Origin of the sequence: Pseudobacillus badius (assembly GCF_002189605.1) — a bacterium.
GTDB classification, from domain to species: domain Bacteria; phylum Bacillota; class Bacilli; order Bacillales; family Domibacillaceae; genus Pseudobacillus; species Pseudobacillus badius.
On sequence record NZ_MWMM01000002.1, the window covers coordinates 294,793 to 321,766 of the forward strand.

25 protein-coding genes are annotated in these 26,974 nt (G+C 45.7%); 5 read left to right on the forward strand and 20 right to left on the reverse strand.

Features of this window, described 5'->3' with window-relative positions; all coding sequences use genetic code 11:
- Window positions 1-31 precede the first annotated feature (31 nt).
- The gene (locus B1A98_RS04560) at window positions 32-1,588 is read right to left on the reverse strand and encodes an acyl-CoA carboxylase subunit beta (protein WP_063385604.1); all 1,557 of its coding nucleotides are present in this window, start codon (window positions 1,586-1,588) and stop codon (window positions 32-34) included.
- Window positions 1,585-2,010 carry a methylmalonyl-CoA epimerase gene (gene mce, locus B1A98_RS04565; RefSeq protein WP_087903739.1) on the reverse strand — a complete coding sequence of 142 codons (426 nt, stop codon included), beginning with the start codon at window positions 2,008-2,010 and terminating at the stop codon, window positions 1,585-1,587. Before mce ends, B1A98_RS04560 begins: the two co-directional genes overlap by 4 nt.
- A gap of 182 nt (window positions 2,011-2,192) precedes the next feature.
- Between mce and prli42 the strand changes: the two genes are divergently transcribed.
- On the forward strand, window positions 2,193-2,288 hold the full coding sequence (gene prli42 / locus B1A98_RS20875; protein ID WP_156136600.1) for a stressosome-associated protein Prli42: 96 nt from the start codon (window positions 2,193-2,195) through the stop codon (window positions 2,286-2,288).
- Window positions 2,289-2,307: 19 nt separating this feature from the next.
- On the opposite strand, the gene B1A98_RS04570 is transcribed toward prli42, so the two are convergent.
- The 5 genes from B1A98_RS04570 to B1A98_RS04590 form a co-directional block, all read right to left on the reverse strand.
- The gene (locus tag B1A98_RS04570) at window positions 2,308-3,306 is read right to left on the reverse strand and encodes an aromatic acid exporter family protein (protein WP_063385603.1); all 999 of its coding nucleotides are present in this window, start codon (window positions 3,304-3,306) and stop codon (window positions 2,308-2,310) included.
- A 78-nt stretch (window positions 3,307-3,384) separates the two neighbouring features.
- The gene (locus tag B1A98_RS04575; protein ID WP_041097104.1) at window positions 3,385-3,822 is read right to left on the reverse strand and encodes a BrxA/BrxB family bacilliredoxin; all 438 of its coding nucleotides are present in this window, start codon (window positions 3,820-3,822) and stop codon (window positions 3,385-3,387) included.
- 201 nt (window positions 3,823-4,023) lie between these two features.
- Entirely contained in the window at window positions 4,024-5,130 is a 1,107-nt protein-coding gene (gene meaB, locus B1A98_RS04580; RefSeq protein WP_063385602.1) for a methylmalonyl Co-A mutase-associated GTPase MeaB, read from the reverse strand.
- Window positions 5,130-7,322, reverse strand: coding sequence for a methylmalonyl-CoA mutase (gene scpA, locus B1A98_RS04585; RefSeq protein WP_063385601.1), 2,193 nt, complete (start codon window positions 7,320-7,322; stop codon window positions 5,130-5,132). Before scpA ends, meaB begins: the two co-directional genes overlap by 1 nt.
- Window positions 7,315-9,234, reverse strand: coding sequence for a methylmalonyl-CoA mutase family protein (locus B1A98_RS04590; RefSeq protein ID WP_063385600.1), 1,920 nt, complete (start codon window positions 9,232-9,234; stop codon window positions 7,315-7,317). Before B1A98_RS04590 ends, scpA begins: the two co-directional genes overlap by 8 nt.
- A gap of 275 nt (window positions 9,235-9,509) precedes the next feature.
- On the opposite strand from B1A98_RS04590, the gene B1A98_RS04595 reads away from it, so the two are divergent.
- From B1A98_RS04595 to B1A98_RS04605, 3 genes are all read left to right on the forward strand, one after another.
- Window positions 9,510-10,370, forward strand: a complete 861-nt coding sequence (locus tag B1A98_RS04595) for a DUF1002 domain-containing protein (protein ID WP_041097111.1) — start codon at window positions 9,510-9,512, stop codon at window positions 10,368-10,370.
- Window positions 10,371-10,544: 174 nt separating this feature from the next.
- Window positions 10,545-11,450, forward strand: a complete 906-nt coding sequence (locus B1A98_RS04600; RefSeq protein WP_063385599.1) for a helix-turn-helix domain-containing protein — start codon at window positions 10,545-10,547, stop codon at window positions 11,448-11,450.
- Window positions 11,447-11,656, forward strand: coding sequence for a hypothetical protein (locus B1A98_RS04605; RefSeq protein ID WP_063385598.1), 210 nt, complete (start codon window positions 11,447-11,449; stop codon window positions 11,654-11,656). Before B1A98_RS04600 ends, B1A98_RS04605 begins: the two co-directional genes overlap by 4 nt.
- Before the next feature lie 53 nt (window positions 11,657-11,709).
- On the opposite strand, the gene B1A98_RS04610 is transcribed toward B1A98_RS04605, so the two are convergent.
- From B1A98_RS04610 to B1A98_RS04640, 7 genes are all read right to left on the reverse strand, one after another.
- The gene (locus B1A98_RS04610; RefSeq protein WP_063385597.1) at window positions 11,710-12,969 is read right to left on the reverse strand and encodes a dihydrolipoamide acetyltransferase family protein; all 1,260 of its coding nucleotides are present in this window, start codon (window positions 12,967-12,969) and stop codon (window positions 11,710-11,712) included.
- 23 nt (window positions 12,970-12,992) lie between these two features.
- Window positions 12,993-13,976 carry an alpha-ketoacid dehydrogenase subunit beta gene (locus B1A98_RS04615; protein ID WP_041097119.1) on the reverse strand — a complete coding sequence of 328 codons (984 nt, stop codon included), beginning with the start codon at window positions 13,974-13,976 and terminating at the stop codon, window positions 12,993-12,995.
- Between the two features lie 13 nt (window positions 13,977-13,989).
- Window positions 13,990-14,988 carry a thiamine pyrophosphate-dependent dehydrogenase E1 component subunit alpha gene (locus B1A98_RS04620; protein ID WP_063385596.1) on the reverse strand — a complete coding sequence of 333 codons (999 nt, stop codon included), beginning with the start codon at window positions 14,986-14,988 and terminating at the stop codon, window positions 13,990-13,992.
- A gap of 27 nt (window positions 14,989-15,015) precedes the next feature.
- Window positions 15,016-16,440, reverse strand: a complete 1,425-nt coding sequence (lpdA, locus tag B1A98_RS04625) for a dihydrolipoyl dehydrogenase (protein ID WP_063385595.1) — start codon at window positions 16,438-16,440, stop codon at window positions 15,016-15,018.
- Between the two features lie 42 nt (window positions 16,441-16,482).
- Window positions 16,483-16,878, reverse strand: coding sequence for a hypothetical protein (locus B1A98_RS04630; protein WP_063385594.1), 396 nt, complete (start codon window positions 16,876-16,878; stop codon window positions 16,483-16,485).
- A 21-nt stretch (window positions 16,879-16,899) separates the two neighbouring features.
- On the reverse strand, window positions 16,900-18,000 hold the full coding sequence (gene bcd / locus B1A98_RS04635) for a branched-chain amino acid dehydrogenase (RefSeq protein ID WP_063385593.1): 1,101 nt from the start codon (window positions 17,998-18,000) through the stop codon (window positions 16,900-16,902).
- Window positions 18,001-18,150: 150 nt separating this feature from the next.
- Complete coding sequence (locus B1A98_RS04640) at window positions 18,151-20,205, reverse strand: sigma-54 interaction domain-containing protein (protein ID WP_063385592.1); 2,055 nt, start codon at window positions 20,203-20,205, stop codon at window positions 18,151-18,153.
- A 133-nt stretch (window positions 20,206-20,338) separates the two neighbouring features.
- On the opposite strand from B1A98_RS04640, the gene B1A98_RS04645 reads away from it, so the two are divergent.
- Window positions 20,339-20,575: a DUF2627 domain-containing protein gene (locus B1A98_RS04645; protein ID WP_063385591.1), complete on the forward strand. Its 237-nt coding sequence runs from the start codon at window positions 20,339-20,341 to the stop codon at window positions 20,573-20,575.
- Between the two features lie 51 nt (window positions 20,576-20,626).
- Here B1A98_RS04645 and B1A98_RS04650 read toward each other — a convergent pair whose 3' ends face one another.
- The 6 genes from B1A98_RS04650 to ahrC all read right to left on the reverse strand — a co-directional run bounded on the left by B1A98_RS04650 (window position 20,627) and on the right by ahrC (window position 26,861).
- Window positions 20,627-21,361, reverse strand: a complete 735-nt coding sequence (locus tag B1A98_RS04650; RefSeq protein ID WP_063385590.1) for a glycerophosphodiester phosphodiesterase — start codon at window positions 21,359-21,361, stop codon at window positions 20,627-20,629.
- Window positions 21,362-21,452: 91 nt separating this feature from the next.
- The gene (spo0A, locus tag B1A98_RS04655) at window positions 21,453-22,241 is read right to left on the reverse strand and encodes a sporulation transcription factor Spo0A (protein ID WP_063385589.1); all 789 of its coding nucleotides are present in this window, start codon (window positions 22,239-22,241) and stop codon (window positions 21,453-21,455) included.
- Window positions 22,242-22,456: 215 nt separating this feature from the next.
- Window positions 22,457-23,662 carry a SpoIVB peptidase gene (gene spoIVB / locus B1A98_RS04660; protein ID WP_063385588.1) on the reverse strand — a complete coding sequence of 402 codons (1,206 nt, stop codon included), beginning with the start codon at window positions 23,660-23,662 and terminating at the stop codon, window positions 22,457-22,459.
- A 196-nt stretch (window positions 23,663-23,858) separates the two neighbouring features.
- Window positions 23,859-24,548, reverse strand: coding sequence for an MgtC/SapB family protein (locus B1A98_RS04665; RefSeq protein ID WP_063385587.1), 690 nt, complete (start codon window positions 24,546-24,548; stop codon window positions 23,859-23,861).
- Window positions 24,549-24,684: 136 nt separating this feature from the next.
- On the reverse strand, window positions 24,685-26,394 hold the full coding sequence (recN, locus tag B1A98_RS04670) for a DNA repair protein RecN (RefSeq protein WP_063385586.1): 1,710 nt from the start codon (window positions 26,392-26,394) through the stop codon (window positions 24,685-24,687).
- 17 nt (window positions 26,395-26,411) lie between these two features.
- Window positions 26,412-26,861, reverse strand: coding sequence for a transcriptional regulator AhrC/ArgR (gene ahrC / locus B1A98_RS04675; RefSeq protein WP_063385585.1), 450 nt, complete (start codon window positions 26,859-26,861; stop codon window positions 26,412-26,414).
- Window positions 26,862-26,974 lie beyond the last annotated feature (113 nt).

The window sequence follows — 26,974 nt, forward strand, 5'->3', positions numbered from 1 at the left end:
GGTGCTTAAAGCTTCCAGATGGGGAATGCAATCAAAGCGGGATGTTGCCGTGTTTTTTCTTTGGCCGCTCTTCTTTTTTCGTCCTCATCATTTCCAGTGCCTGGATGAGCTTGATTCTTGTTTCCCGCGGATCAATGACATCATCCACCATACCGTGTGCGGCCGCTACATAAGGATTAGCAAATTTCTCTCGGTATTCTTCAATTTTCTTGGCTCTTGTTTCTTCCGGATTCTCGCTGTTGGCAATCTCTTTGGCGAAAATAATATTGGCCGCTCCCTGCGGACCCATAACAGCAATTTCCGCGTTCGGCCAAGAAAACACCAGGTCTGCGCCGATCGACTTGCTATTTAACGCGACATAGGCCCCACCGTAGGCTTTCCGCAAAATCACTGTAATCTTCGGAACAGTTGCTTCGGAATAAGCGTATAAAATTTTTGCCCCGTGACGGATGATTCCTCCATGCTCCTGCTTGACGCCTGGAAAAAAGCCGGATACGTCTTCAAAGGTGATTAAAGGGATGTTAAAAGAATCGCAAAAACGGATAAACCGGGCTGCTTTATCGGATGAATCAATATCAAGCCCTCCAGCCATAAACTTTGGCTGGTTGCAGACAAGACCTACCGCCTCCCCTTTTAAACGGGCAAAGCCAACGACGATATTTTTGGCAAATTCCGCTTGCACTTCCATGAATGAATTCTCATCTACTACCTGTTCGATCACCTTTCTTACATCATAAGGACGAAGCCCGTCAAAAGGAACAATGTCGGTCATGTCCTTGCGGTAATCGTCTTCTGTAGAATAAGTGGCTGCCGGCGGCTTGTCTTCATTGTTTTGCGGCAAATAAGTAAGTAAATCACGAACCATTTTCAGCACTTCTTCTTCGGAACTGCCGCGGAAATGCGCATTTCCGCTAATGGCATTATGCACTTTCGATCCGCCGAGGTCTTCAGAAGAAATTTTCTCTCCTGTGACTGTTTCAATCACTTTCGGTCCAGTAATAAACATTTGGCTCGTCTGATCCACCATGAACACAAAATCGGTAATCGCCGGCGAATAAACGGCGCCGCCGGCACATGGCCCCATAATGACGGAAATTTGCGGGATTACCCCTGAATAAATAGCATTGCGATAAAAGATATGTCCGTAGCCATCAAGTGAAACCACACCTTCTTGAATGCGGGCTCCTCCGGAATCGTTCAGTCCGATAAATGGTGCGCCATTTTTAGCAGCAAGATCCATGACGTTGGCTATTTTTTTGGCATGCATTTCCCCTAATGCGCCGCCAAAAACGGTAAAGTCCTGGGAGAATAAATAAACAGGGCGGCCGTTTACCTTTCCGTAGCCTGTTACTACGCCATCACCCGGTCCTTTTACATCCTCTAACCCAAAATATGTACTGCGGTGTTCAATAAACGGATTGATTTCCACAAAAGTGTCCGGGTCCAACAGCAGGTTAATCCGCTCCCGGGCTGTCAGTTTTCCCTTTTCATGCTGCTTTTCGATTCGTTCATCACCGCCGCCAAGTTCAACCTCTCTGCGTCTGTCATATAATTCATTAATGCTTGTGAAGATATCTGGAGTTGTCATAGTGAATGTTTGTCCCCTTCCGTCTTGCTCTTGTCACAAAGCTCAAATAGTACGCCATGCGCTGATTTAGGATGCATAAAAGCAACTTCTGCTCCCCCAGCGCCCAGCTTTGGTGTTTCATTGATCATGCGGATGCCGTTCTCCTTGATCTCCTGGATGCGCTTGTTAATGTCTGTTACTTTAAAGGCCACGTGATGAATCCCTTGTCCTCGTTTTTCAATAAACTTCGCTATAGCGCTTTCATTGCTCATCGGTTCAAGTAATTCAAACTTTACATTTCCTCCATCAATAAATGCGACTTTCACCTGCTCTGAAGCTACTTCTTCCATCTTGATGAATGCAAGTCCCAGCTGCTCGGTATAAAAAGGCAGCGTTTCCTCAAGTGAACGGACTGCAATGCCAATATGATCCACACTGTTCACTGTAATGGCCTCCTTTTCGAAAAGAACTAAATCATGTGTAAAATTCGCTAAAAGTTCGAAAATCCCTTCTTTTTCACTGCTTTTGTCCCGGCCATTCAACTTGAGATTTAAAGAGAAAACCGCTATGATAGATATAAATAAAGCGTCCTGTTCGGAATAGCAAAAGGAGCGTATACGCCTTTATGAGAAATAAAGCATTTCAGAAGACAATCATTTACATTATGTTGCTAACAATGCTCGTTTCCACCTTGTTTTTCGGGTTATCTATGTTTTTGTAGCATCAAAAAAGCAGCCAGCTCACTCTATGCCGTGTGCTGGCTGCTTTTTTTGTCCGGCCGTCTTCTCTTTTTTCAAGCCTTTAAAAGAGCTTTTAATCAGCAAATACTCTTCCATTTCCTTAATAAATTGAAAAAGGGCCGCCCTTGCTTCAAACTCTTCCCGTGTATCGGGCAAGCCCATCTGATCAATTTCCGCCTTTAAATCATATAGCTTTTTTAAATGAACCAGCGCCGTATTGCCCGGGTGAATGCGAGTGCTTAAGATATCCATAAAATCAGCAAGCACCAGCGCGGCCTTTACTTGATGGGAAATCGATGTCACAATCCCTAAAATCCGCTCAATGATATTAAATTGCTTTTCTCTCATGACGAAATAACTGTAAAATACTTTATCATCCCTTAGCAGGTGGTTTTCTACATTTTGGAAAGCCAACATTTTTCCTTCTTTAAGCAGCTTTTCCGTCTGAACAATCTCTTTTCCATCCCACATATGGTCCTTGTTTCGCAAATACAAGGCTATTTCATGAAAAACGGCTGTAAAGTTCTTCTCAATTTCTTCTTGCAGGGTATAAAGTCTCTTCTCTACACTGGGCATATAAAGGTTCATCAGCAAGGCCACGCCAATACCGATCGTAATAATATAAAATTCATTGAGAATCAGCTCTTTCGTTACTTGGCCGGCCGAAAAAATATGGAGGATGATGACACTGCTCGTAACGACGCCTTCCTTCAGCTGAATAGCCACAAGTGTCGGGATGAAAAATAAAAGCAACAGCCCCACGACGGGTGCATAATAGCCGATGCCCTCAAAAAAGACAAAGGAAAAAATCATCGCCACGGCACATGCCAAAAAACGGCTCCGTGCCGCATGCAAGGACTTTTTCTTCGTGTTTTGAATGCATAGGATCGTAATAATCCCGGCGGATACAAAGTTTTCAAGGCCGATCCATTGGGAAATGATAATAGCCGCAGTTGTGCCGACAGCTGTTTTTGCTGTCCGATATCCTATTTTGAACATACGAGTCTCCTGAATTGAAAAATCAATTTGTAGTGAAAGAAAACCTTGCCATCTCAATGACAAGGTTTCATTATATATTTACACTTCTTCGCAGTATTTGTCAAAAGCCTCTTGCAGTTTTTGCACAACAGACATTGGATCATGCCCTTCAATTTCATGGCGTTCCACCATTGTACATAGCTCTCCATCTTTGAGAAGCGCAAAAGATGGGGAAGATGGCGGGTAGCCAACAAAATAGCTGCGTGCTTTGGCTGTGGCTTCTTTATCCTGTCCGGCAAAAACGGTGACAAGATGATCTGGCCGCTTATCGTTGTGAATTGAATGGGCAGCCGCTGGACGGGCAATACCGCCGGCACAGCCGCACACAGAGTTAATCATGACGAGCGTTGTTCCCTTTTTGGCAAATGCTTCTTCCACTTCTTCGGGTGTTTGAAGCTGTGTATATCCAGCAGCCGTGATTTCCTCACGTGCTTGGCGAACGACATCATTCATTAGAAAATTAAAGTCCATATTCATTTATACCACTCCTTTATCCACTTTCGTGTATCCTTATGATAAGCTAACAGCGCAAGGTTTTCAAATAATCTATTTAATTTTTTCCTATAGTGGTTTAAAAATGCTCAGCCGGGGAAAATGAATAAAGCAACTAGATCCATACCCCTAAACTCCCTACCTTGAAGCTGATACTCTTAGAGTATCAGCCTTTTTTAATTTAGCTTACTGATCATGTGCATAAACGTGGGAGAACAACTCAGCCACCGCTTGGGCTGGTGTTATATCGCCGGTCATTGCTTGTTTTTCTGCTTTCGCCAGATGGCTGGCCACATAAGGATGCTGATAGAAATCCGTTTTCAGCTGTTCCACTATAAGGGCATGGAGCCATTCTTTCGTTTGCAGCCGGCGCCGTTCTTCAAATGTCCCCGCCGCTTTCGTTTTTTTCTCGAATTCCTGAATGACTGTCCACAATTCACTGATCCCTTCACGCTTGATTGCCGAGCATGTATAAGCCTTTGATTCCCAGCCTTTTGTGGCCGGCTGCAGCATATGAAGAATCTGATTAAATTCCCGTTTTGTTTTTTCCGCCAACGGTTTGTTATTGCCGTCAGCTTTGTTGACAGCGATGGCATCAGCCAGCTCCATGATTCCCTTCTTCATTCCCTGCAGTTCATCGCCCGCTCCTGTCAGTACAATCAGCAGAAAGAAATCAACCATGCTGCGTACAATGAATTCACTTTGGCCGACGCCGACCGTTTCAACTAGAATCACCTCGAAGCCGGCTGCCTCGCAGAGCAGCATCGTTTCTCTCGTTTTTCGATGCACTCCTCCGAGCGTGCCGCCGGAAGGAGACGGGCGAATAAATCCATTCGGATGCTTCGCCAACGATTCCATCCTTGTTTTGTCGCCGAGAATGCTTCCGCCGGAGATGGAGGAACTGGGGTCAATAGCCAGAACAGCTGTTTTCAGCCCACTCTCGCACAGCATATGGCCAAACGCTTCAATAAACGTACTCTTGCCGGCCCCTGGAACACCAGTAATGCCAATACGAATGGCTCGGCCCGTATAAGGCAGCAGCTGCTGGAGAAGCTCCTGGCCATAAACATAATGGCTTTTCGAATTGCTTTCGATAAATGTAATGGCTCTAGCCAAGTCTTTTCGCTCGCCCGCCCTTACCTTCTCAGCAAGTTCTTTAGCAGCTGGCAGCTGTTCCTCTTTTTTTCGAAACTTTTTTTTCCTTGCAGAAGCGAAGCCATCATGGGAAGAAGCCACTCCTTTTCTCACATGAAGGGAAGACTCGTTGTTCGGCAGCTGCTCGTCTTTTCCCATCAATCTTCCACTTCCTCATAACCGAGCCGGCGGTAAATTTCCTCCAGAATCTTTTTAGCAGAAACCGGAATCACCGTTCCAGGTCCGAAAATGCCCGCCGCTCCGTTTGCGCGGAGAAATTCATAATCCTGGGCAGGAATAACTCCGCCGATAAAAACGATAATATCCTCCCGGCCCAGCTTCTTCAGCTCAGCAATTAAAGCGGGAAGCAGGGTTTTATGCCCGGCTGCCAGCGAACTGACCCCAATCGCATGAACATCGTTTTCTACTGCTTGCAAGGCGGTCTCCTCCGGCGTTTGGAACAGCGGGCCAATATCAACATCAAACCCTAAGTCGGCATAAGCAGTCGCAACGACTTTCGCTCCCCGATCATGGCCGTCTTGTCCCATTTTCGCAATCAAAAGACGCGGACGGCGTCCTTCCTGTTCACTGAACTCTTCCGTCATTTGCTTTACTTCAGCAATCTGTTCTTCATCTGAGAAATGGGAGCTGTAAATGCCGCTTACCGACCGGATAATGGCCTGATGCCTTCCACTTACTTGTTCAATAGCATCTGAAATTTCTCCAAGTGTCGCCCTGGCTCTGGCAGCAGCTACGGCGAGCGCCAGCAAATTCCCTTCTCCTGTCTCAGCTGCTCGCGTAAGCGCCTTTAACGCTTCCTCCACCTGACCATTGTCGCGCTCTGCTTTTACACGCTCCAATCGCTCAATTTGCTTGAGGCGAACGGCCGTATTATCAATGTCAAGAATATCAATCGGCTCTTCTTTCACCAGCCGGTGGCGATTAACCCCGATGATCGTCTCTTTGCCAGAATCGATTTGCGCTTGCCTTCTCGCAGCCGCTTCCTCAATCCGCATTTTCGGCAAGCCTGTTTCAATCGCTTTCGTCATGCCCCCGAGCTCTTCCACTTCTTCTATATGCTGCCACGCTCGTTCCATCAACTCATGAGTCAGCGCTTCTACGTAGTAAGACCCTGCCCACGGATCGATTACGTTCGTTATTCCCGTTTCTTCCTGCAAATACAACTGGGTATTGCGGGCAATACGGGCAGAAAAATCTGTCGGCAAAGCGATGGCTTCATCAAGAGCATTTGTATGCAGCGATTGCGTATGCCCCATGGCCGCGGCATGCGCTTCAATTAGTGTACGCGTCACATTATTAAACGGATCCTGCTCCGTCAAGCTCCATCCGGAGGTTTGCGAATGAGTGCGCAAGGCCATAGACTTAGTGTTTTTCGGGTCAAACGGTTTCATGAGCTGTGCCCACATCCGGCGGGCAGCCCGCATTTTAGCCACTTCCATAAAGTAATTCATGCCAATCGCCCAAAAAAACGACAGGCGCGGAGCAAAAGAATCAATGTCAATCCCGGCTTGCAGTCCTGTCCGGACGTACTCAAGCCCGTCAGCAAGCGTGTAAGCCAGCTCAATATCTGCCGGTGCTCCCGCCTCCTGCATATGGTAACCGGAGATGCTGATGCTGTTAAATTTCGGCATGTGTTCAGATGTGTACTTAAAGATATCGGCAATGATCCGCATGGAAACTTCCGGCGGGTAAATATAAGTATTTCTCACCATGTATTCTTTTAAAATATCATTTTGAATGGTCCCTGACAGCTTTTCACAAGGAACGCCCTGCTCTTCTGCAGCGACAATGTAGAATGCCATGACCGGAAGTACAGCCCCGTTCATTGTCATCGATACAGACATCTGATCGAGCGGGATACCGTCAAATAAGATGTTCATATCTTCAACCGAATCAATAGCGACCCCCGCCTTGCCTACATCCCCAACTACCCGCGGGTGATCGGAATCATACCCTCTATGAGTCGGCAAGTCAAAAGCGACAGACAGCCCTTTTTGTCCCATCGCCAGGTTGCGGCGGTAAAAAGCATTGCTTTCCTCAGCTGTAGAAAAGCCGGCATATTGACGGATCGTCCATGGCCGATTGACATACATCGTCGGGTAAGGACCGCGTGTGTAAGGAGCCACGCCGGGCAAATCCGCTAAATGCTCCATATTAGCGAGCGCCTCTTTCGTATAAAGCAGCTGAAGCTGAATATGCTCATTTGTTTCAAATGCCAGCTCATCAAAAGATTGCTTTATTTCGCGCTCGAAAGCCGCCTTCCATTCTGCAAACGATAAGGACGCCTCTTTGCCCGCTGGACTAAATCGCTGAAAATCGGGTTTACTCATGTGCTGACACTCCTTCCAAATGATCGAGCAGTTCTATTGCTTTTTCAATCAGATTCTGGCCGCTGTAAATCCAGCCATCCAGCCCGGCCTGCTGCCATTGTGTCTTCTCTTCTTCCGGAAGTCTTCCTGCCAAGTCTAGTCGAACGCCAGGATGCCTCTGCTTGATTGTTGAGGCAAGCTGCGAGCCAAATTGATTGTATGATTCATCTCTTCCGCAAATGCAATAATAGGACAGGCCGCTTTCCTTCACAAATTCAACTGCTTCTTCAACTGTCTGGCAGCCTTCACTCCACTGGACGGCAAGACCGCCGGCAGCTAACATGCCAGTCACAAAATCAGCCCGTTGCTTAAACTCTTTTAATGTTCCTAAACAAATAATCCCTGCCGTTGCCCCGATTCTTTCTGCTTTTTCTCTTAATTTTTCGAAAGGCTCGGCCAGTCTTTGGGATTTAACCGGAATAATTCCGTCGCCGCTCTTCTTGACATGCAATTCAGCAATTGTTGTTGTCTCGCTGATCTTGCTGATTCTATCTTGTAATACGTCAGCTTCATTTTCAGCCGGGAGCAAGGAGAACGCCGGCTTTTCAATTAGCTTTGATTCAGTAAGATCAGCATAAATATTCGTGCCAACCATTGATTTTTTTCGGACAGCCAAGTCGCTGCTTCTCTTTTCCAGCAGAGCAGCCAGCTCTTTTTGAATCTTTCCGGATCTTAGACATGACATAACTCCACCCGCTTCTTCCAGCGCCGTGAAGTGCTCCCAGGCCAAACGGCTCAACTCGGCGGTTAAAGATTCTAAATAATACGACCCTCCTGCCGGGTCCGCCACTTTTCCAAGATGGGCTTCACTTTTTAAAATCAGCGGAATATTTTTGGCCACTCGCTGCCCAAGAGAAGAGGGCGTCCCGCTTAACTCATCGAATGGTCTTACTTGTAAATACTCCACTCCTCCAAGCACAGCTGAAAACGCTTCACTTCCTGTGCGCAGAATATTCACATGACTATCCAGCTTCGACAACGTGAAAGAAGACGTTTCTGCGCCAATAGACACTTTCACAGCGCTGCCTGTAATGCCGTACGCTTCGCACAGGGTTGCCCAGCATTGACGAAAGGCCCGCAGCTTCGCCGTTTCCATAAAAAACTGCGAACCCATTGCGAAATGCACGCACATCCTCTCTGCTATTTCCTCCGGGGACCACCCTTCTTCCTTGAGCCATTCAATATAAAACACCGCTTCAGCTAATGCGAGTGAGATTTCTTGAAAAGCATTAGCTCCAGCTTCATGATAAGGAACCGTATCAATGCGGATGGTCTTTAATTCGGGAAACGCTTTCTTCAGCTCTGTCATTGTTTCTGCTTGCAGAGCGAGCGTTTGCTCAGTCAGAACCAGCCCTTGCTTCGCATAGAAGGAAATTAGATCTGTTCCTGCTGCGCCAGTCAGCTTGTCTGGTTTTTGCTTTAACAAGAAGGAAGCGATCGCCAGAAAGTGGTCTTTAGCGTCTATGTACAATGGATGCTCTTCTAAAGGCAGAGATGAAAATTCCGCAAAGGACAGCGCAGCCGCTTCTTCTGCCTCAAATGCTATGGCATCTTGGCCTGCATGGAGAGCAGCCGTCAATTTCCCCTTTAAATCTGCACCGTTTTCAGCCCTGATGACGTTGGCATTTTTCCATGGCACCTCCATATATCCCCCACTATAAAAACCCCGTGTATACAAGGACAGGCCTGGATATTGCTCTACATTCGGACTCCTGTCCGCCGGTCCGTATAAAGGCTTTAACGTAATCTCTTCATACGTGCCAGTATGAAGAGCAGCCAGCGGTTTTCCCTTCAATGAAGCTTCAGCCGCCTTTTCCCAATCCTGTTCTGTTACTTTTGGAAAACGTTGGGCTTTCATTTCTTGAATGTCCATGCAATTTCCTCCCCTTCGTCTCGTTTCAAATTGCACTTCTTAAAAAATTCTAAATCTTTCTCTAGTATTATTTTATCGGAACCCCCCTAAGCAATCAATGAGGAGCCGCTAAAAAGAAAAACAGAAAGATTCCCACAAGGAACTGTGCCTGTGAAAGGCAGGTATTTTCCTTCTTCTTCCTTTTCTTACGGTTAAGCCGTGAAATTTTTTTTATAACGTGCTATGCTATCTTTACCTTCATCATTTAGAAGGAAATTGGATTAGGAGAGAAAAAAATGAGAAAAATCTTCGCGTGGTTGGGAGTATTGTTCTTAAGCTTTGCTACGATGGCTCAAGCCGACAGCGCTGTCGGCGATGTCATCGTAACTCTCGGCGAAAATTTATCACCGGCTCAAAAAGAGCAGCTTTTAGCAGAGATGGACGTTCCGAATGATGTGACAACAGTCACCGTCTCAAATGCAGAAGAACATAAATATTTAGGTGAGTATATACCGAAAGCACAAATTGGTTCAAAAGCGATTTCATCCAGCAAAATTACAATGAAAGAAAAAGGATACGGAATCAATGTTCAAACGAACAACATTTCTTGGGTATCTAAAGAAATGTATGCAAATGCGCTATCAACAGCAGGCATCAAAGACGCAGATATTTATATTACGGCTCCATTTGAAGTCTCTGGTACAGCAGCATTGACTGGTCTGATTAAAGCGTATGAAACATCCACCGGAGAAAAAATCCCGGAAGAACAAAAACAAGTAGCGAATGAGGAAATGGTGACGACAGCCAAGCTGGGCGATAAAATTGGCGAACAGCAGGCAACAGAATTAATTCAGCGCATTAAAGAAGAAGTGGCTAAAGAAAATCCGCAGACGATTCAAGAAATTAAAGTGATCATTAACAATGTCTCAAATGAACTCAACATCCAGCTGACACAAGATCAAATCAACCAGCTGGCTGCTCTGTTCGATAAAATGAAAAACCTTGATATTAATTGGGATCAAGTGAATCAACAAATCGACAAAGCAAAAGAAAAATGGAATGAATTTAAAAACTCCGAAGAAGGAAAAGGCATTCTTCAGTCTATTCTCGATTTTTTACAATCGATCGTTGACTGGATTGCCGGATTGTTTAAATAAACTATTCCGCACGAAAGCTGCCGGTGCATGCCGGCAGCTTTTTATATGGACTTATATGCGGTCAGAAACGGTCAAAAACTCCAAAATATGGCCTCGCTTCTCTAAAAACAGCAAAAAAAGTCAAGAATCCTTCCCTAAAGTTAGTTATGCTTTTGATGAAAGGAGGACAGCCCAATGAATTATCAGCCTGTTCTGCAAGAAACCATTCGTTTTATTGAAGATCACTTAACAGATGAACTAACAGCCGCCCAGATCGCCGATTATGCCGGGTTTTCCCTGTATCATTTTCATCGCGTGTTTCAAACAGGAACCGGGATGACTGCTGCTGAATATATCCGGAATCGAAGGCTTGCCCGGGCGGCAGCCGTGCTGCGCTGTACAGACGAGCCAATCATCAATATTGCGCTTGACTTCCAATTTGGCACGCAAGAATCGTTTACGAGGGCTTTTAAGAAACAGTATCAGCTGCCTCCAGGACAATACCGCAAATTGATAGGCACCATTTTAACTGAAAAGGGAGGAGAACAAATGGGGAATCAGCAAGAGGTAAAAGGTTGGTTTTTAAGCGGCAGCCATCCTTTTAATTATAAAATTGGGGTAGATACAAACGTTGTTCACCAAGGAAACCGCTCTGGCTATTTAAAATCAGCAACTGTTCAAAGCGGAGAGGAATTCGCTACAATGATGCAGCAATTTAAAGCTGATAAATTCCTCGGGAAGCGTGTGAAGCTATCCGCCTACATGAAAACAGAAAGGGTCGAGCACTTTGCCGGGCTTTGGATGAGGATCGATAATGCCGCAGGGGATGTGCTGCAATTTGATAATATGAGCAACCGGCCGATTACCGGGAACACAAATTGGAATTTATACTCCATTGTGCTCGATGTGCCGGAAACAAGCTCAGTCATTTCTTTTGGAGTCATTCTCTCCAATACAGGACATGTATGGATGGACAGCTTTAAATTTGCAGAAGTCGATCGCAATGTACCGACCACAAACTTAGAGGTAACAGCCCAGCTGTTAGAAGAGCCTGTTAATTTATCTTTTGAAGATGGCTTATTTACAAAGGAGGAGGCATGAAACATTTTCTCTTCTGTATGAAAGCGGGCATGAGCAGCGCCATCGTTGCAGCTGTGATTTCAGCTATTAATATACTGATTAATCAAGGCGCTCACCTATTAACCGGAGCAGAAAGCCGCCAGCTATTTTCTATCGGAACAGGGATGACTTTCATTATTGCTTTCTTGTTCAGCTTTACTTTTTTTATTGAAAAAAGTTACAAATAACAAACGGGTCTGCCTCGATATATAACCGAAGCAGACCCGTTTTATTCGCTTGCTTAATATACAGATGTATCCTCAGAAATGCTCTCTAAAATTTCTTTTACCCGCTGCAAGAAGCGGCCGCAAATAAGCCCGTCAAGCACGCGGTGATCCAACGACAAACAAAGGTTTACCATGTCGCGCACAGCAATCATGCCGCCTGGCATAACAACCGGGCGCTTCACAATAGACTCTACCTGCAAAATCGCCGCCTGCGGATAATTAATGATTCCCATGGATTGAACAGAGCCAAAGGAACCGGTGTTATTCACCGTGAATGTTCCGCCTTGCATATCCTCCGCTTTCAGTGTGCCGGAACGGACTTTGCCGGCGAGCTCATGAATTTCCCGGGCAATACCTTTAATCGTTTTCTCATCAGCCTGTTTGATTACGGGTACAAACAAAGCATCGTCTGTCGCAACAGCAATGGAAAGATTAATCTCTTTCTTTTGAACGATCGCATCCCCCGCCCACATGGAGTTGACTTGCGGAAACTCTTTTAACGCTTGGGCGACGGCTTTCACAAAGAAGGCGAAGTAAGTTAAGTTAAATCCTTCCCTTTTCTTAAATTCCTCCTTTAAAGCATCGCGGCGGGCTACTAAATTTGTTACATCTACTTCCATCATGGTCCAGGCATGCGGAACTTCCTGTTTAGAGCGCACCATGTTAGCAGCGATCGCCTTTCTGACGCCGCTTACCGGAATGCTGATATCGCCTGGCATAGAAGCTGCCGGTACTGGCGGCGCCTGCCTCATCGGCTTTTCTTGAACTTCAGTGCGCGGTTCGTCTTTCGGCGGCTGAGGCTGCACGGTTTCACCGGACTCAATGAGCTTTAGCAAATCCTTGCGTGTAATTCTTCCGCCTTTGCCAGATCCGCTTACTTGTGTCAAATCGATATTATGCTCTTGGGAAAGCTTTAACACGGCCGGTGAATAACGGGCCTTGCTTTCGTTTTTCTCTCCCGACGCCTGGACTGTCTCTACGGCAGCAGAGCCAGTTTCCTCTGCCGGAACCGTTTCTTTCTCCCCGCCTGCCTCTTCTACCTCCATCAAACACATCACTGCTCCGACCTCCAGCGTATCTCCTTCGGCCGCTACAAGTTCTTTAATCGTTCCTGTAAAAGAAGAAGGCACTTCTGCATTGACCTTATCCGTCATCACTTCAGCGATCGGATCATATTTATTCACATGATCTCCCGCCTGGATCAGCCATTTGCTAATCGTCCCTTCAGTGACACTTTCTCCTAACTGGGGCATTGTTACTTGTTTTGTTGCCATAAAGACCCTCCTCTCTATCTGCCTTAAAACTCTGCTAATTCACGCATGGCTTTTTCTACTTTATCCGGATTAATCATAAAAAACTTCTCCATTGTCGGCGCATAAGGCATAGCCGGCACATCCGGACCTGCCAGTCTTTGAATGGGAGCATCGAGATCAAACAAACAATTTTCAGCAATGATGGCTGCCACTTCACTCATAATGCTGCCCTCCTTGTTATCCTCTGTGACAAGAAGAACCTTCCCTGTTTTCTTAGCTGCTTCGCAAATAGCCTCTTTATCAAGAGGATAAACAGTACGCAAATCAAGAATTTCCGCTTCAATTCCATCTTTCGCCAGCCGTTCTGCTGCTTGCAAAGCAAAATGGACGCACAGCCCATATGTAATGACTGTAAGGTCCTCCCCTTTACGCTTTGTATCAGCTTTGCCGATCGGAAGCACATAGTCTTCAGAAGGCACTTCTCCTTTAATTAAGCGATAGGCCCGCTTATGTTCAAAAAACAGAACAGGGTCTTCATCGCGGATCGCAGCTTTTAACAATCCTTTTGCATCATATGGAGTAGACGGCATCACAATTTTTAAGCCTGGCTGATTGGCAAACACGGCCTCTACGGACTGAGAATGATACAGAGCTCCATGCACCCCTCCGCCATATGGGGCCCGTATGACAATCGGACAGCTCCAGTCATTGTTTGAACGATAGCGAATGCGGGCTGCCTCTGAAATAATCTGGTTCACAGCAGGCATGATGAAATCAGCAAACTGCATTTCAGCAATTGGGCGCATGCCGTACATTGCTGCACCGATGCCGACTCCGGCAATGGCTGATTCTGCGAGTGGAGTATCCATGACGCGCTCTTCCCCAAATCGGTCATATAAGCCGGCGGTTGCCTTGAAGACACCGCCCTTTTTTCCTACATCTTCACCGAGAACGAATACTCTCGAATCCCGCTCCATTTCTTCTCGCATGGCCATTGTGACAGCATCTATATAAGAAATTACCGGCATCTTTTTCTCCTCCTTACTGCTTCTCTGCATACACGTAAGTCAACGCGTCTTCCGCCTTGGCATATGGCGCATTTTCAGCATACTCGGTTGCTTCATTGACTTCTTTCATTACACGGTCATTCATTTCTTTTTCAAGTTCATCATTCAGCACACCTGTCTCTTTTAAGTACTGGCCGAACGTGATAATCGGATCATTAGTTTTAGCTTTTTGCACTTCATCCGGTGAACGGTACGTACGGTCATCATCGTCAGACGAATGAGCTGTCAGGCGGTAGGAAACTGTTTCAATTAATGTTGGCCCTTCCCCGCGTCTAGCCCGGTCCGCTGCCTCTTTCACATATTTGTATACTTCTATCGGATCATTGCCATCAACAGTGAAACCCGGCATGCCGTAGCCTTGCGCCCGATCGGCAACATTTTCACAAGCCAGCTGCTTTTCTACCGGAACGGAAATCGCATATTTATTATTTTCGCACATGAAAATAACAGGCAGCTTATGAACACCTGCAAAGTTGGCTCCTTCATGAAAGTCTCCCTGATTGGATGAGCCTTCTCCAAAGGTCACGAAAGCCACCACGTCTTCTTTGGCCATTTTGCCGCCTAGAGCAATTCCAACAGCATGCGGCACCTGTGTCGTTACAGGCGAAGAACCGGTAACAATCCGGTTTTTCTTTTGACCGAAATGTCCCGGCATTTGCCGGCCGCCTGAATTTGGATCTTCCGCTTTGGCAAATCCGGACAGCATCAAGTCTGTAGCTGTCATGCCAAACGTGAGGACAACCCCCATATCCCTGTAATAGGGCAGAACATAATCCTTCTCCTTGTCAAGAGCAAACGCTGCCCCCACTTGTGCCGCTTCTTGTCCCTGGCACGAAATAACAAAAGGAATCTTCCCGGATCGGTTCAGCAGCCACATCCGTTCATCCAACCTGCGGGCAAGCAGCATGGTTTCATACATCTTCAGCACGGTTTCATCACTTAATCCAAGCACAGAATGACGATTTTCAGCCATAAATATTCCTCTCCCTTCTTTCTATCCTTACGAATGAATTGCTTTTCCGTCCACAGCAAGGGCCGCTTCCCCGATGGCTTCGCTCAAGGTTGGGTGCGGATGAATCGTGTGCCCCACTTCCCAAGCAGCTGCATCAAGCACACGGGCAAGCCCTGCTTCTGAAATCATATCTGTCACATGCGGGCCGATCATATGGACGCCGAGCAGATCATCTGTTTTTTTGTCCGCTACTATTTTAACAAATCCATCGCTCTCTCCGTAAACGAGAGCTTTGCCGATCGCGCGAAATGAAAACTTGCCAGTTTTCACTTCATATCCCTGTTCTTTTGCTTCCCGCTCTGTCAAGCCGACGCTTGCAGCTTCCGGACTGGAATAAATACACTTGGGCACCATCGTATAATCGATGGGGTCTGCCTCTTCTCCGGCTATATGATTCACCGCCGTGATCCCTTCATGGGAAGCAACATGCGCCAGCTGCAAACCGCCAATTACATCTCCAATCGCGTAAATATGAGATTCTTTTGTTTGATAAAATTCGTTTACGGTAATCATTCCTTTTTCAACGACGATATCCGTATTTTCAAGGCCCATGCCTTCTACATTTGCCTGGCGGCCGATGGAAACAAGGAGTTTTTCCGCCTTGTAAGCCTCTTGTCCTCCGTTAACCTCCGCCTGAATCAGAACAGAGCCATCTTGCTTTTCCGCTGTCCCGGCAAGGACTTTTGCGCCTGTTATAATCTTGACTCCGCGCTTTTTAAGAAGACGTTCCATCTCTTTAGAAACCTCTTCATCTTCGGTCGGCAAAATCCGGCTGGCATATTCTAAAACCGTTACACTGACGCCAAAATCGGTTAGCATAGATGCCCATTCAATGCCAATTACACCGCCGCCGACGATAATGATTGATTCAGGGAGGCTTTCCAGTTCGAGTGCGTCATCGGAAGATAGAATGACCTCTCCGTCAAACGGCAGATCCGGCAAAGCACGAGGACGGGAGCCAGTTGCGATTATTACATTTTTGGGAATCAACATAGCGTTATCAGTGCCATCATTCATTTCAACAGACACTGTGCCAGGCATAGGAGAGAAAATAGATGGACCTAAAATCCGGCCAAACCCTTCGTATATATCAATTTTGTTTTTCTTCATTAACCCTTGCACGCCGCTGTAAAGCGTATCTATAATTCCCTGCTTTCGCTTTTGAATCTTTGCAAAGTTAAATGCTACATCGCTGGCAGTTACGCCAAACTCCTCACTGTTCTTAGCCGTTCTTAATACCTCTGCGCTTCTTAATAACGCTTTAGACGGTATGCATCCTTTATGAAGGCATGTCCCGCCAAGCTTGCCTTTTTCTACAATTGCCGTTTTTAAACCGAGTTGCGATGCACGGATCGCAGCAACGTATCCGCCTGTTCCTCCGCCTAAAATGACTAAATCATATTCCTCAGCCAACTCTTTTCCTCCTCTTTTCTCTCTGAATACATACCTAGTATATTAATCCTCTCCCGCCAACATGAAAAGGGCTTGTTTGGCTAAAAACAGCAAATAGCGGTCACCCGGATAAACGGAATGTCCCAGTTCCATTTGCGGAAGATAGCCGGAAAACACAAAATAGGCAGGAATATTTAGACGGCCTGCTATATAGCAGGCCATGCCGGCACCAGCATCCCCCTCATTTTTACTCTCGGGTGCGCAAACAGCTTGCAGCTTCGAAAGGTTGATGCCTTCTTTATCAAGTGAAGCAAGCAAATGAATACTTCGTTTCGCCAGTGACTTTTCTTCACACAGAAAAATTTGCTCGAATACGGCCATTTGATTATCGAACACGCCCGCTATCACTTTTTCCCCCGACACATATATAACGAGCATGCGGAATGCTGTCGCCTGCAAAAGCATCCCCCCGCTTTTTAATTAATGTTTGCGTCTTGATAAAATATGGTGTCCGTCCACCAAAAACTTGTTTCTGGCTTTGCCCATTTTTTGAATTCGCTCCTCAGCCATACGGTCAGCTGCCTGGTACGTTGGAATGTGATCGCGTTTAGAAATGCTGAACGTTCTTTCAATATTATGGTAAATCAATTCCACTTTCTTCATCGCCCGCTCGTAATTATAGCCGTTCAATTCATCCGCTACGTTAATCACGCCGCCAGCATTAATGACATAATCAGGAGCATAAATAATTCCGCGCTCGTGAAGCTCGTCACCGTCTTTGTCCTCTTTCAATTGGTTGTTTGCGGAGCCGGCAACTACTTTAACTTTTAGCTGCGGAATTGTTTGTGAATTGATGACAGCGCCGAGAGCACAAGGAGCAAAGATATCAGCATCGACCCCGTAAATTTCATCGGTATTAACAGCAATTGCCCCAAAATCATCTACCGCTCGTTTGACGGCATCTTTGTTAATATCCGTTACAATTAATTTGGCTCCTGCTTCATGCAAATGACGGCACAAATGGTAAGCAACATTTCCTACCCCTTGAACAGAAACGGTACGCCCTTCAAGAGAATCAGTGCCGAACGCCTCCTTGGCTGCCGCCTTCATGCCGACAAAACAGCCATAAGCAGTGACTGGTGACGGATTGCCTGAAGAACCGAAAGCAGGTGAAATTCCTGTCACATAATCCGTTTCCTCATGGATAATGTCCATATCTTCTACCGTTGTTCCTACATCTTCCGCCGTAATGTACCGGCCGTTCAAGCCTTGAATATAACGCCCAAATGCACGGAACATCTGTTCATTTTTGTCCTTGCGGGGATCCCCGATGATAACGGCTTTTCCTCCGCCTAAATTCAAGCCGGCTGCTGCATTTTTGTAAGTCATGCCCCGAGCCAGGCGAAGGGCATCCTCAATTGCGGCCTCCTCTGATTCATATGTCCACATCCGTGTTCCGCCAAGCGCCGGTCCCAGCGTCGTATCATGAATCGCAATAATGGCCTTTAAGCCCGATACCTCATCCTGGCAAAAGACCAGCTGCTCGTAATCGTAGGTTTTCATATATTTAAAAATTTCCATTGTCGATCCTCCTTATGTCGGTCGTTAACCTTTTATGTGTCTCTCTTAATAATGCAATTACTATGCCAATTCAAGAACCATGAAAACGCTTTATTTTCCATTTTTTCACCCTGCAGTTTTTTGCAGAGGACGCAATTTTTTGCAGGCAATTCAATGCAATTGATACTTTTCCAGCTTGTAATATAAATTTCTAATGGAAATGTTCAAATCCTTGGCCGCTGCAGTCTTATTGCCTTTATTAGCAGCAAGGCGGGATTGCAAAATTTCTTTTTCATACAGATCAAGCATTTCCTGCAATGAACGCCCCTTTGCAATGGCTGGCCATTCAGCCGATTTCTCTGCTGATGCTACTTTATCTTCTATCAGCGGCGGAAGGGCCGATGCATCAATAAGATAATCACTGTAATTCAGAAAAATCATCGCTCGGCCGAGAACGTTCTCTAATTCGCGCACATTACCGGGCCATGAATAGTCCATTAGCTTTTGCATAGCTTGAGAAGTCACGCCTTTCACGCTTCTTCCATAGTCTTGGTTGATCTTAGAAATCAGCCGTTCACACAAAAGCGGAATATCCGCTTTCCGATGGCGAAGCGGCGGAATATGTATAGGCATCCGGTTCAGGCGGTAATATAAGTCCTCCCGGAAAGTTCCCTCAGCCATGGCCCTTTCCAAATTAACGTTCGTAGCAGCAATCACACGAACATTCACAGCGACCGCTTTTGCCCCGCCGACGCGGACAATTTCCTGCTCTTGCAGCACACGCAGCAATTTCGCCTGCATATTGGCACTTAATTCGCCGATTTCGTCTAGAAAAATACTTCCATTATTTGCTTCTTCAAACAGACCCCTTTTGCCGCCGCGGCGGGCCCCTGAAAAAGCTCCGTCTTCATAGCCGAAAAGTTCGCTTTCCAGCAGTGATTCCGTCAAGGCGGCGCAGTTAACACGGATGAATTTGTTATAACGGCGATCGCTGGCGTTATGAATGGCATGGGCAAACAACTCTTTTCCGGTTCCCGATTCTCCTCTTAAGAGAACTGTAGCCGGCGTGTTTGCACCTGCTTTCGCCTGTTCTACCGCAATGTTCATTTCCTCAGAGCAACCGATAATTTCCTCGAATGTGTACTTGGCTTCTAACGTACGGATAATTTGCCTTGCGCGGTCAAGCTCTTTCGTTAAGGATTGAATTTCTGTCAAATCATGAATGACACCGACGCTGCCCTTTAAGTGGCCATCCACAAGAATAGGGGCTACATTCACAACGACTTCCTTCTTTTTAGGACCGACATACATCTTAACCCCGCGCACAGGCTGTTTCTTCGCCAGCACCTGCAAGTGCACGCTGTCCCCTTCTGAAATATCGATGGTTGCCGGCTTTCCGATGACCTCTTTCTCACTAAGGCCCGTTAACCTCGTATAGGCTGGATTGATGAGCAGCCCCCGCCCTTTTTCGTCCACGACTGAAATAGCATCATCGCTGGAAAAAATAATGGCTTTAAGCATCGTTTGAATTTCCTTCAAATTCGTGATTTCCTCAGCCAGGTTAACTACCTCGGTAATATCTTTAAAAATAGAAAAAGCCCCAATCACTTTCCCCTCGGCAGTAATCATGGGAATCCTCGAAGTAATGATTTTCTCATTATCGGCGAGCTGCTGCGCCTGATTAATTTCTGCCCGTTTCGTTTTCAGGACTTCCGGCAAGCGGCTGTTGGGCACGATGTCCTGAATATGGCGCCCTATCGCTTCTCGCTTGCGAATGCCTAATATCCGTTCCGCACTTTTATTGAATAAAATAATTTTTTCTGTATCGCCAATAACGATCATGCCCTCATCAATCGATTCAAAAATGACATCATATTGGTAGGACTGATTTTTCAGCTGCATAATTAATTCTTCTTTTTGCTTGAGCAGTTGTGCGAGCAAATAGGCAACGCTGCCGGGAATAACGATAGCCCGGGGAGCGTATTGGCGAACCGCTTCCAGCACCTTGCTGTCGCCGGTTACCTCAATAATGACATCCGGCTGTTCTCCCATAAATATTCTCCAGTCCTTGCCTGTCGGGATCCCCATTTCCCGCGCTAACTGAAGAGCCGGCGCTCCCTCGTCAACATCTGTCACCGCTGCAACCTTCATCATTTGACTATTCTTTAATATTTTTAAAACTGAAAGGCCGCCTTGTCCACCGCCAATAATTAAAGCTGTTTGCATAAAGCCATCCCCCCGCTTTCTTTCAGCCTGCAAATTCTTGCATGCTTTTATTGTATACCTGTGAATCTCGCTTGACAAATTTTACAGGTAGGATATGATTTTTGTGAGTAATAATTGGAGGAGTAAACTTGAAATGATCCGACTACTGGCGTTATTGGTTTTAGTTATTCCCGGCTTTCTGGCGGGACTTGGCATAAAGTTAATGAGAGATATGCTATTCGGCATATTGCAGCCGCCTTTCCCGTTTTTATGGCTGCAGTTCCTTGTGGGCCTCATTTTGTTCATCGGGGGTCTGGGGTTTGTCGCCGGCTTCATTTTTCATAGGGACCGCAAAAATAATAAGGTGCAAAACAAGTTTAAAGACAAATGAAAACTCCTTATGCGCTTCTGCTTTTTGGCAAACTGCGCATAAGGAGTTTTTTTACGTATCCAACACTTGATCACGAATGGCCAAAGCCGCTTTAGGATCATCGGTAATCAGGCCGGAACAGCCTTCTTCTATAAGCCAGCGAATGTGCTTTTCCTTATTTACCGTATATGGGCGAATATGAATGCCGTTCTCGACTGATGAACGGATGATCTCACTTTTAACTGTGCGGATATTTGGATGGATCGCTCCAGCCCGAATTGCCTCTGCATATTTCCACGGCATGTAAAGATGAGATGAGTAAAGAGCAGCGGTCTCTAAATCCGGCGCAAGCCGGTATACATACGTTAACGAGTAATGATTGAACGAGGAAAGGATGACGCGGCCTTCATAGTTAAATTGCCGAATGAGCCGAATAACTTTCTCTTCCATGCCTTCATAAGCAAACTCATTATTTTTTAATTCAACGTTGCAAATAATTTCGTTTTCCCGCATCCACTCAAATACGTCTTCCAAAAGCGGGATGCCAATATCTTGATCAGCTTCTGCAAATTTATATTTGGCCTCTAGCCGGGATAAATCTTTCCAGTCCCAATCTTTGACATACCCCTGGCCATTGGTTGTCCGATTCAGCTTTTCATCATGAATTACCGCCAGACGCCCATCTCTTGTCAACTGAACGTCCAGTTCAATGCCGTCAGCTCCTGCTGTTTCTGCCGCCCGAAAAGCAGCCATTGTGTTTTCGGGAGCGATGGCAGAAAAACCGCGATGAGCAAAGATAGCGGTCATAGCAACACATCCTTTTTCTGCCTGCTGTTATGTACAAAAACGGAGCAGACAGCTTCATTTGCCGGTATTATTTACCCGTATCCTTGCCCTTTCAAGAAGCTTTATGTTCAAGTCTCAGCTTATCAGCGACCATCGCAATGAATTCTGAATTCGTGGGTTTTGCTTTTGTCATGGAGACCGTGTAGCCGAATAAGCTGGAAATAGAGTCGATATTGCCGCGGCTCCATGCCACTTCAATTGCATGACGAATGGCCCGTTCTACACGGCTGGCAGTAGTGTTGTATTTTTTAGCAATGTCTGGATAAAGAACTTTCGTAATGGAACCGAGCAATTCAATATCGTTATAAACCATCGATATGGCCTCTCGCAAGTACATATATCCTTTAATGTGAGCGGGAACACCGATCTCATGAATAATGCTTGTAATGCTGGCGTCGAGATTGACGGTTTTCTTTGCCGGCTGCTTCAACGTTTCCTGCGATGAACGCCGCATCATGGAATTTTCTTTTCCGCTCACCTGGCGAATGTGGCTGAAAAGGCTTTCCATATCGAAAGGCTTTAACATGAAATAAGAAGCGCCGAGTTCCACTGCCTTTTTCGTGACATCCTCTTGGCCGAAAGCTGTGAGCATACTAACATTCGGAAAGGTTTCAAGATCAAGCTCGCGCATTCTTTCCAGAACCGCCAGCCCATCAACGTGAGGCATAATAATATCCAGAATAAGCACATCAGGCTTTGCGTCCGGGAGCATTTCTAAACAATCCTGGCCATTGTTGGCACTGCCTGTCACTTCCATGTCCTCTTGTGAAGAAATATATTCTTCCAGCATTTTTACCAGATCCCGATTATCATCTACGATTGCTACTTTTATTTTAGTCATCGTTAAATTCCTCCCCATCCGTTTGCTCTCTTATAACTGTACATTTATTCTAATAGTTTTTTCGACAAAGGGAAATGATTTCCTTTAAATTTTAATAATATATATTTTTTTCGTTGGTTTTCTTTTATTTTCGACGAATTTCTTCCATTTTCATTACAGAGAGTTTTTTCCTAATAATGGTTTATATAAAAAAACAAGCGGATTTCTCCGCTTGTTCAACTTGCTTCCCTTTGCTCTGTTTCCGTTAGCGAAACGCCCGCCTCATTTAACATCCACTCAATGTGAACGCCATAGCCTGATGTCGGGTCATTAACAAATACATGCGTAACCGCTCCAATGACTTTTCCGTTCTGAATAATCGGGCTGCCGCTCATCCCTTGAACAATTCCCCCTGTTTTATCAAGCAGCCGTTTATCTGTTACTTTTAAAACCATTCCTTTTGTAGCCGGATACTTTTGCGGGATGGTACTGACAATTTCCACATCATACGATTCCACTTTTTCTCCATCAATCACGGTTAAAATTTTGGCAGGACCTTCTTTCACCTCGTGAGACAAAGCAACCGGATAAGACTCTTTCTTCATATTGCCAGAAATCGGTTCGTTCAATTGTCCGAATATCCCGTAAGGACTGTTCCTCTTTATATCCCCAAGTTTTTTCTGACCGGCTGAAAATTGGGCAAGCTTTTCGCCTGGATTCCCATTCCGGCCCTTCTCAATGGAAGTAACCTTCGATTTGACGATTTCTCCGCCTTGAACGATAATCGGTTTTTTCGTATCAGCATCCGCAATCACATGACCCAAAGCTCCATATTTTCCTGACTCTGGTTCCACAAATGTTAGCGTTCCTATGCCTGAAGCAGAATCCCGGATATAAAGGCCAATCTTATATGATTGCTCCTTTTCATCCTTTAGCGGTTGTAGCTCTGTGCGGACCACTTTTTCATTTCTGCGTATAGTCACCTGAAGCGGCTCGGCTTCCTTGCCTGCCTGTTGGACAAATTGGCTAATATCCTGCATCTTTTCAATTTTCTTCCCGTTAATTTCCACAATCATATCGCCAACCCTGATGCCTGCTTTTTCTCCCGGGGATAGCTTGCCTCCAGAAGCATCAATAAGGTGGTGACCAACCACGAGGACACCAAATGTATTCAGCTTGATCCCTATGGATTGACCGCCCGGAATAACACGGATTTTGCGAATCGCCGCTGCTTTTTGATTATCCTCCGGAAAACCCGCCAGCTGCAAAAGCTTCGTTTTCTCATTCAGCGTAAGGTTAGCGGCTGAAGGCACATTTTCTTTTTGCAAATGGCTCATGCCTGCAGCATGGGCGCTATTCATAAAAGAAGAAATAATTAAACATACTACAAAAGAAACAAGGAGAATTCCACCAGTGATTGTATGGGATCGATACTTGTTCAAACCGTTCACTCTCCTCGCTTCTAGTCAAGCCCCTCTTGCCGGCTGTATCTATACTTTCTCCTTGAAAGGGCTCAATTATTACGTAAAAAGCTGCCCACAGTTGGATGGGGCTGACAGCAGAAAATAAAAAAACAGCCTGTCTGGGACAGGCCGTTAAATATGGAAAGTAACAACAAATTTTTGCGGACCAGCTCGTTTACAAGGCTTCCATTTCCACACTGGTCACATGTGTGATTTGTTTTAATTCATGATATACGTCCGTTGCATATAACTTTTCGTTCACTAAAATGATTAAGTCTAATTGCTGAAGATGTCCTTCTTGAACATCTTTAATACGGACTTTGCTTGCTTTCATGCCTTTATGCTTCATTTGTTTTAAGACGTCTGTCATTTTCTCATCATTATCAACGATAATCCGCACTTTCAACTGCTTTTCTGTTAAAGATTTAGGGCCGATCCATTTAAATATAATTGGAAAGATTTCAACGCTGATAATAATTAAACAAGTAGAAATAATCGCTTCCATCCAAAAACCAGCCCCGCAAGCAATACCGATTGCCCCTGCTCCCCATACGATAGCAGCTGTAGTCAGTCCGGAAATAATATCATTGTTTCGCCTTAGAATTACACCGGCTCCTAAAAAACCAATCCCTGATACAATCTGGGCTGCCAGCCTGAGCGGATCCATTGGCTTTTCATAAGGAATCGCAAAATGATTGGCGGCATCAATCGAGACATCCGTCAGCAAACAGCTGGTAATTCCAATAACCACACATGTTTTTAAGCCGATTGGCTTTTTCTTAATTTCCCGTTCTAACCCCATCACCATTGACAAAATGGTCGCTACACCAAGATTAAAAATAAAATCACTGACCTCTATGAGCATATCTCCCCTTCTCCTTTGACCGCAGCATCACGTCTTCAGCTGCTTTTCCTTCTTATTCGGCAGTTACCTATTTAGAAAAAGTTACCGGGCTGATTGTAAACACTTGATGTCTGCATGTTGCCGCTTCTCTTTGTTTTTATTTTCTCTTTAGCGAAGCAGCGAGATCAAGCAGCTCCTTCGCATGCTGCTTCGTTAAATCCGTCATTTCCACACCAGAAATCATCCGGCCAATTTCCCGGATCTTCTCCTGATTTTCCAGCGGTTCGACCACTGTTTTCGTCCGGCCGGCCTTCATCATTTTTGAAATGTACAAATGAGTATCAGCCATGGCGGCTACCTGCGGCAAGTGGGAGATACAAAGCACCTGCGAATGAACAGCCACCTCATAAATCTTCTCGCCGATTGCCTGCGCCACCCGGCCGCTGACTCCTGTGTCTACCTCGTCAAAGATGATTGAAGTGATGCCTTGATGTTCAGAAAAAATGGTCTTCATGGCCAGCATGATTCGCGACAGTTCTCCGCCAGAAGCCACTTTCGACAGAGGTTTAACGGGCTCGCCGGGGTTCGTTGAAATATAAAACTCGACCTCATCAAGCCCATCCCGTTTAAATGGCTTTGACCGCAAGCCCTCTTTCTCGGTGAAGGCTTCAAACTGTATCCGAAAGACCGTTTTATCCATATAAAGCTGCTTGAGCTCTTGATGGATAGCATCTGTCAGCTTCTCGGCTGTTTTTCGTCTTAACTGGCTGAGCTGCTGGCCTTCAAGCAGCAAATCTTTTTCATAAGCAGAAAGTTCATTAGATAATTTCTCGATATGCGTTTCCCGATTAGTCAATGTATCAATTTCTTCTTCAATTTTTGCCCCATACTCTAAAATCTCTTCAATTGAGCTGCCATACTTTCTTTTCAGCTGGTTAATCTCGTTTAACCTTGCTTCAATGATATTGAGGCGATTCGGATCAAACTCCAGGCTATCTAACGCTGAGCCTGCATGGCGGGCTGCATCCTCAAGCACATAGAAGCTTTCAGATACAGCTTCATAAGCTGCTTTATACGACTCGTCAATTTCAGCTGCCGCTTCCAGCTGAGCCATGGCCAGTCCGATCCAATCCAGCCCTCGCCCTTCTCCCTGCAATGCATTGGCCGCATTTTGAACAGATTCGTACAGCTTCTCAAAGTTGCTCAGCTTTCTCTTTTCCTCCATCAGCTCCTCATCTTCATGAAGCTGCAGGTCAGCCTTTTGAATTTCAGACAGCTGAAACTGCAGCAAATCGAGCCGGTGGGCCATTTGTTGTTCGTTTTCGCTTAGCTGGCTGAGCGCTTTAGCCGTTTGTTCATATCGTTTATAAACGTCAGCATAGCTTTCCTTTGCCGCCAATACTTCTGTTCCGCCAAAATGATCAAGCAGACGCAAATGCTGGCTCGCGTCCATTAACTCTTGATGCTCATGCTGGCCATGAATATCTACGAGAGTAGAGCCGATTTCGCGCAAAATAGCAATAGTGACGAGCTTGCCGTTGATGCGGCAGACGCTCTTGCCGCTGACGGAAATCTCCCGGCGAATGATAATGGTTTCCTCCTCCGCCTCAATGCCGAATTCCTGCGCTTTTTGGAGGCAAGCATGGTTCGGGCTGTCAATTTGAAACATCCCTTCAATTTCAGCCTTCTTCTCTCCGTGGCGGACAAACTCAGACGATCCGCGGCCGCCGACAAGCAGATGAACAGCATCAATAATAATTGACTTCCCTGCCCCCGTTTCACCGGTAAGCACCGTCAGCCCTTTTTCCAGCGAGACATGGAGTTCTTCTATGATCGCAAAGTTGCGTATGGACAGTTCCTGTAGCAAAATCAGTTCACCTCAAATTAAAGCATTTCTAAAAAGCGCTGGGAAACAATAGATGTATGTTCAGGCGCCCGGCAAATGAGCAAGCAGGTATCATCTCCGCAAATCGTGCCCATAATTTCTTCCCAATCCAGATTATCAATTAGGGCGCCAACTGCCTGAGCGTTGCCCGGGAGCGTTTTCATAACAACAAAGTGGCCTGCAGAGTCAATGCTCACAAACGCATCAACGAGTGACCGCTTTAGTTTTTGCAGCGGGTTAAAGCGCTGATCTGCAGGCAAACTGTACTTGTAGCGCCCATCCATTAAAGGCACTTTCACTAAATGAAGTTCTTTGATATCACGGGAAACCGTGGCTTGTGTCACGTTATAGCCAAGTTCTTTCAAATAATCCACTAGCTCGTCTTGCGTTTCTATTTCATTATTGGCAATAATTTCTCTGATTTTAATATGGCGTTGCCCTTTATTCATCGCTCATCACCTCATAAGTCGCATAAATATACCTGAATATACAACATTTTATCTTATTTAACTTCCAATGTATAGCGTAGAAACTTTTTTCAAACAATCGAACCTGCTTTGAT

Excerpts from the sequence above, each read along its gene's own strand:
- scpA (WP_063385601.1), bottom strand. The coding sequence starts at position 7,322 with ATGAGTAAACCCGATTTTCAGCGATTTAGTCCAGCGGGCAAAGAGGCG.
- spo0A (WP_063385589.1), bottom strand. The coding sequence starts at position 22,241 with ATGACTAAAATAAAAGTAGCAATCGTAGATGATAATCGGGATCTGGTA.
- ahrC (WP_063385585.1), bottom strand. The coding sequence starts at position 26,861 with ATGAATAAAGGGCAACGCCATATTAAAATCAGAGAAATTATTGCCAAT.
- bcd (WP_063385593.1), bottom strand. The coding sequence starts at position 18,000 with ATGGAAATTTTTAAATATATGAAAACCTACGATTACGAGCAGCTGGTC.
- B1A98_RS04570 (WP_063385603.1), bottom strand. The coding sequence starts at position 3,306 with ATGTTCAAAATAGGATATCGGACAGCAAAAACAGCTGTCGGCACAACT.
- B1A98_RS04645 (WP_063385591.1), top strand. The coding sequence starts at position 20,339 with ATGATCCGACTACTGGCGTTATTGGTTTTAGTTATTCCCGGCTTTCTG.
- B1A98_RS04640 (WP_063385592.1), bottom strand. The coding sequence starts at position 20,205 with ATGCAAACAGCTTTAATTATTGGCGGTGGACAAGGCGGCCTTTCAGTT.
- B1A98_RS04650 (WP_063385590.1), bottom strand. The coding sequence starts at position 21,361 with ATGACCGCTATCTTTGCTCATCGCGGTTTTTCTGCCATCGCTCCCGAA.
- meaB (WP_063385602.1), bottom strand. The coding sequence starts at position 5,130 with ATGGGAAAAGACGAGCAGCTGCCGAACAACGAGTCTTCCCTTCATGTG.
- B1A98_RS04575 (WP_041097104.1), bottom strand. The coding sequence starts at position 3,822 with ATGAATATGGACTTTAATTTTCTAATGAATGATGTCGTTCGCCAAGCA.
- B1A98_RS04560 (WP_063385604.1), bottom strand. The coding sequence starts at position 1,588 with ATGACAACTCCAGATATCTTCACAAGCATTAATGAATTATATGACAGA.
- B1A98_RS04605 (WP_063385598.1), top strand. The coding sequence starts at position 11,447 with ATGAAACATTTTCTCTTCTGTATGAAAGCGGGCATGAGCAGCGCCATC.
- B1A98_RS04665 (WP_063385587.1), bottom strand. The coding sequence starts at position 24,548 with ATGCTCATAGAGGTCAGTGATTTTATTTTTAATCTTGGTGTAGCGACC.
- B1A98_RS04620 (WP_063385596.1), bottom strand. The coding sequence starts at position 14,988 with ATGGCTGAAAATCGTCATTCTGTGCTTGGATTAAGTGATGAAACCGTG.
- B1A98_RS04600 (WP_063385599.1), top strand. The coding sequence starts at position 10,545 with ATGAATTATCAGCCTGTTCTGCAAGAAACCATTCGTTTTATTGAAGAT.
- B1A98_RS04610 (WP_063385597.1), bottom strand. The coding sequence starts at position 12,969 with ATGGCAACAAAACAAGTAACAATGCCCCAGTTAGGAGAAAGTGTCACT.
- B1A98_RS04615 (WP_041097119.1), bottom strand. The coding sequence starts at position 13,976 with ATGCCGGTAATTTCTTATATAGATGCTGTCACAATGGCCATGCGAGAA.
- prli42 (WP_156136600.1), top strand. The coding sequence starts at position 2,193 with ATGAGAAATAAAGCATTTCAGAAGACAATCATTTACATTATGTTGCTA.
- B1A98_RS04595 (WP_041097111.1), top strand. The coding sequence starts at position 9,510 with ATGAGAAAAATCTTCGCGTGGTTGGGAGTATTGTTCTTAAGCTTTGCT.
- B1A98_RS04590 (WP_063385600.1), bottom strand. The coding sequence starts at position 9,234 with ATGGACATTCAAGAAATGAAAGCCCAACGTTTTCCAAAAGTAACAGAA.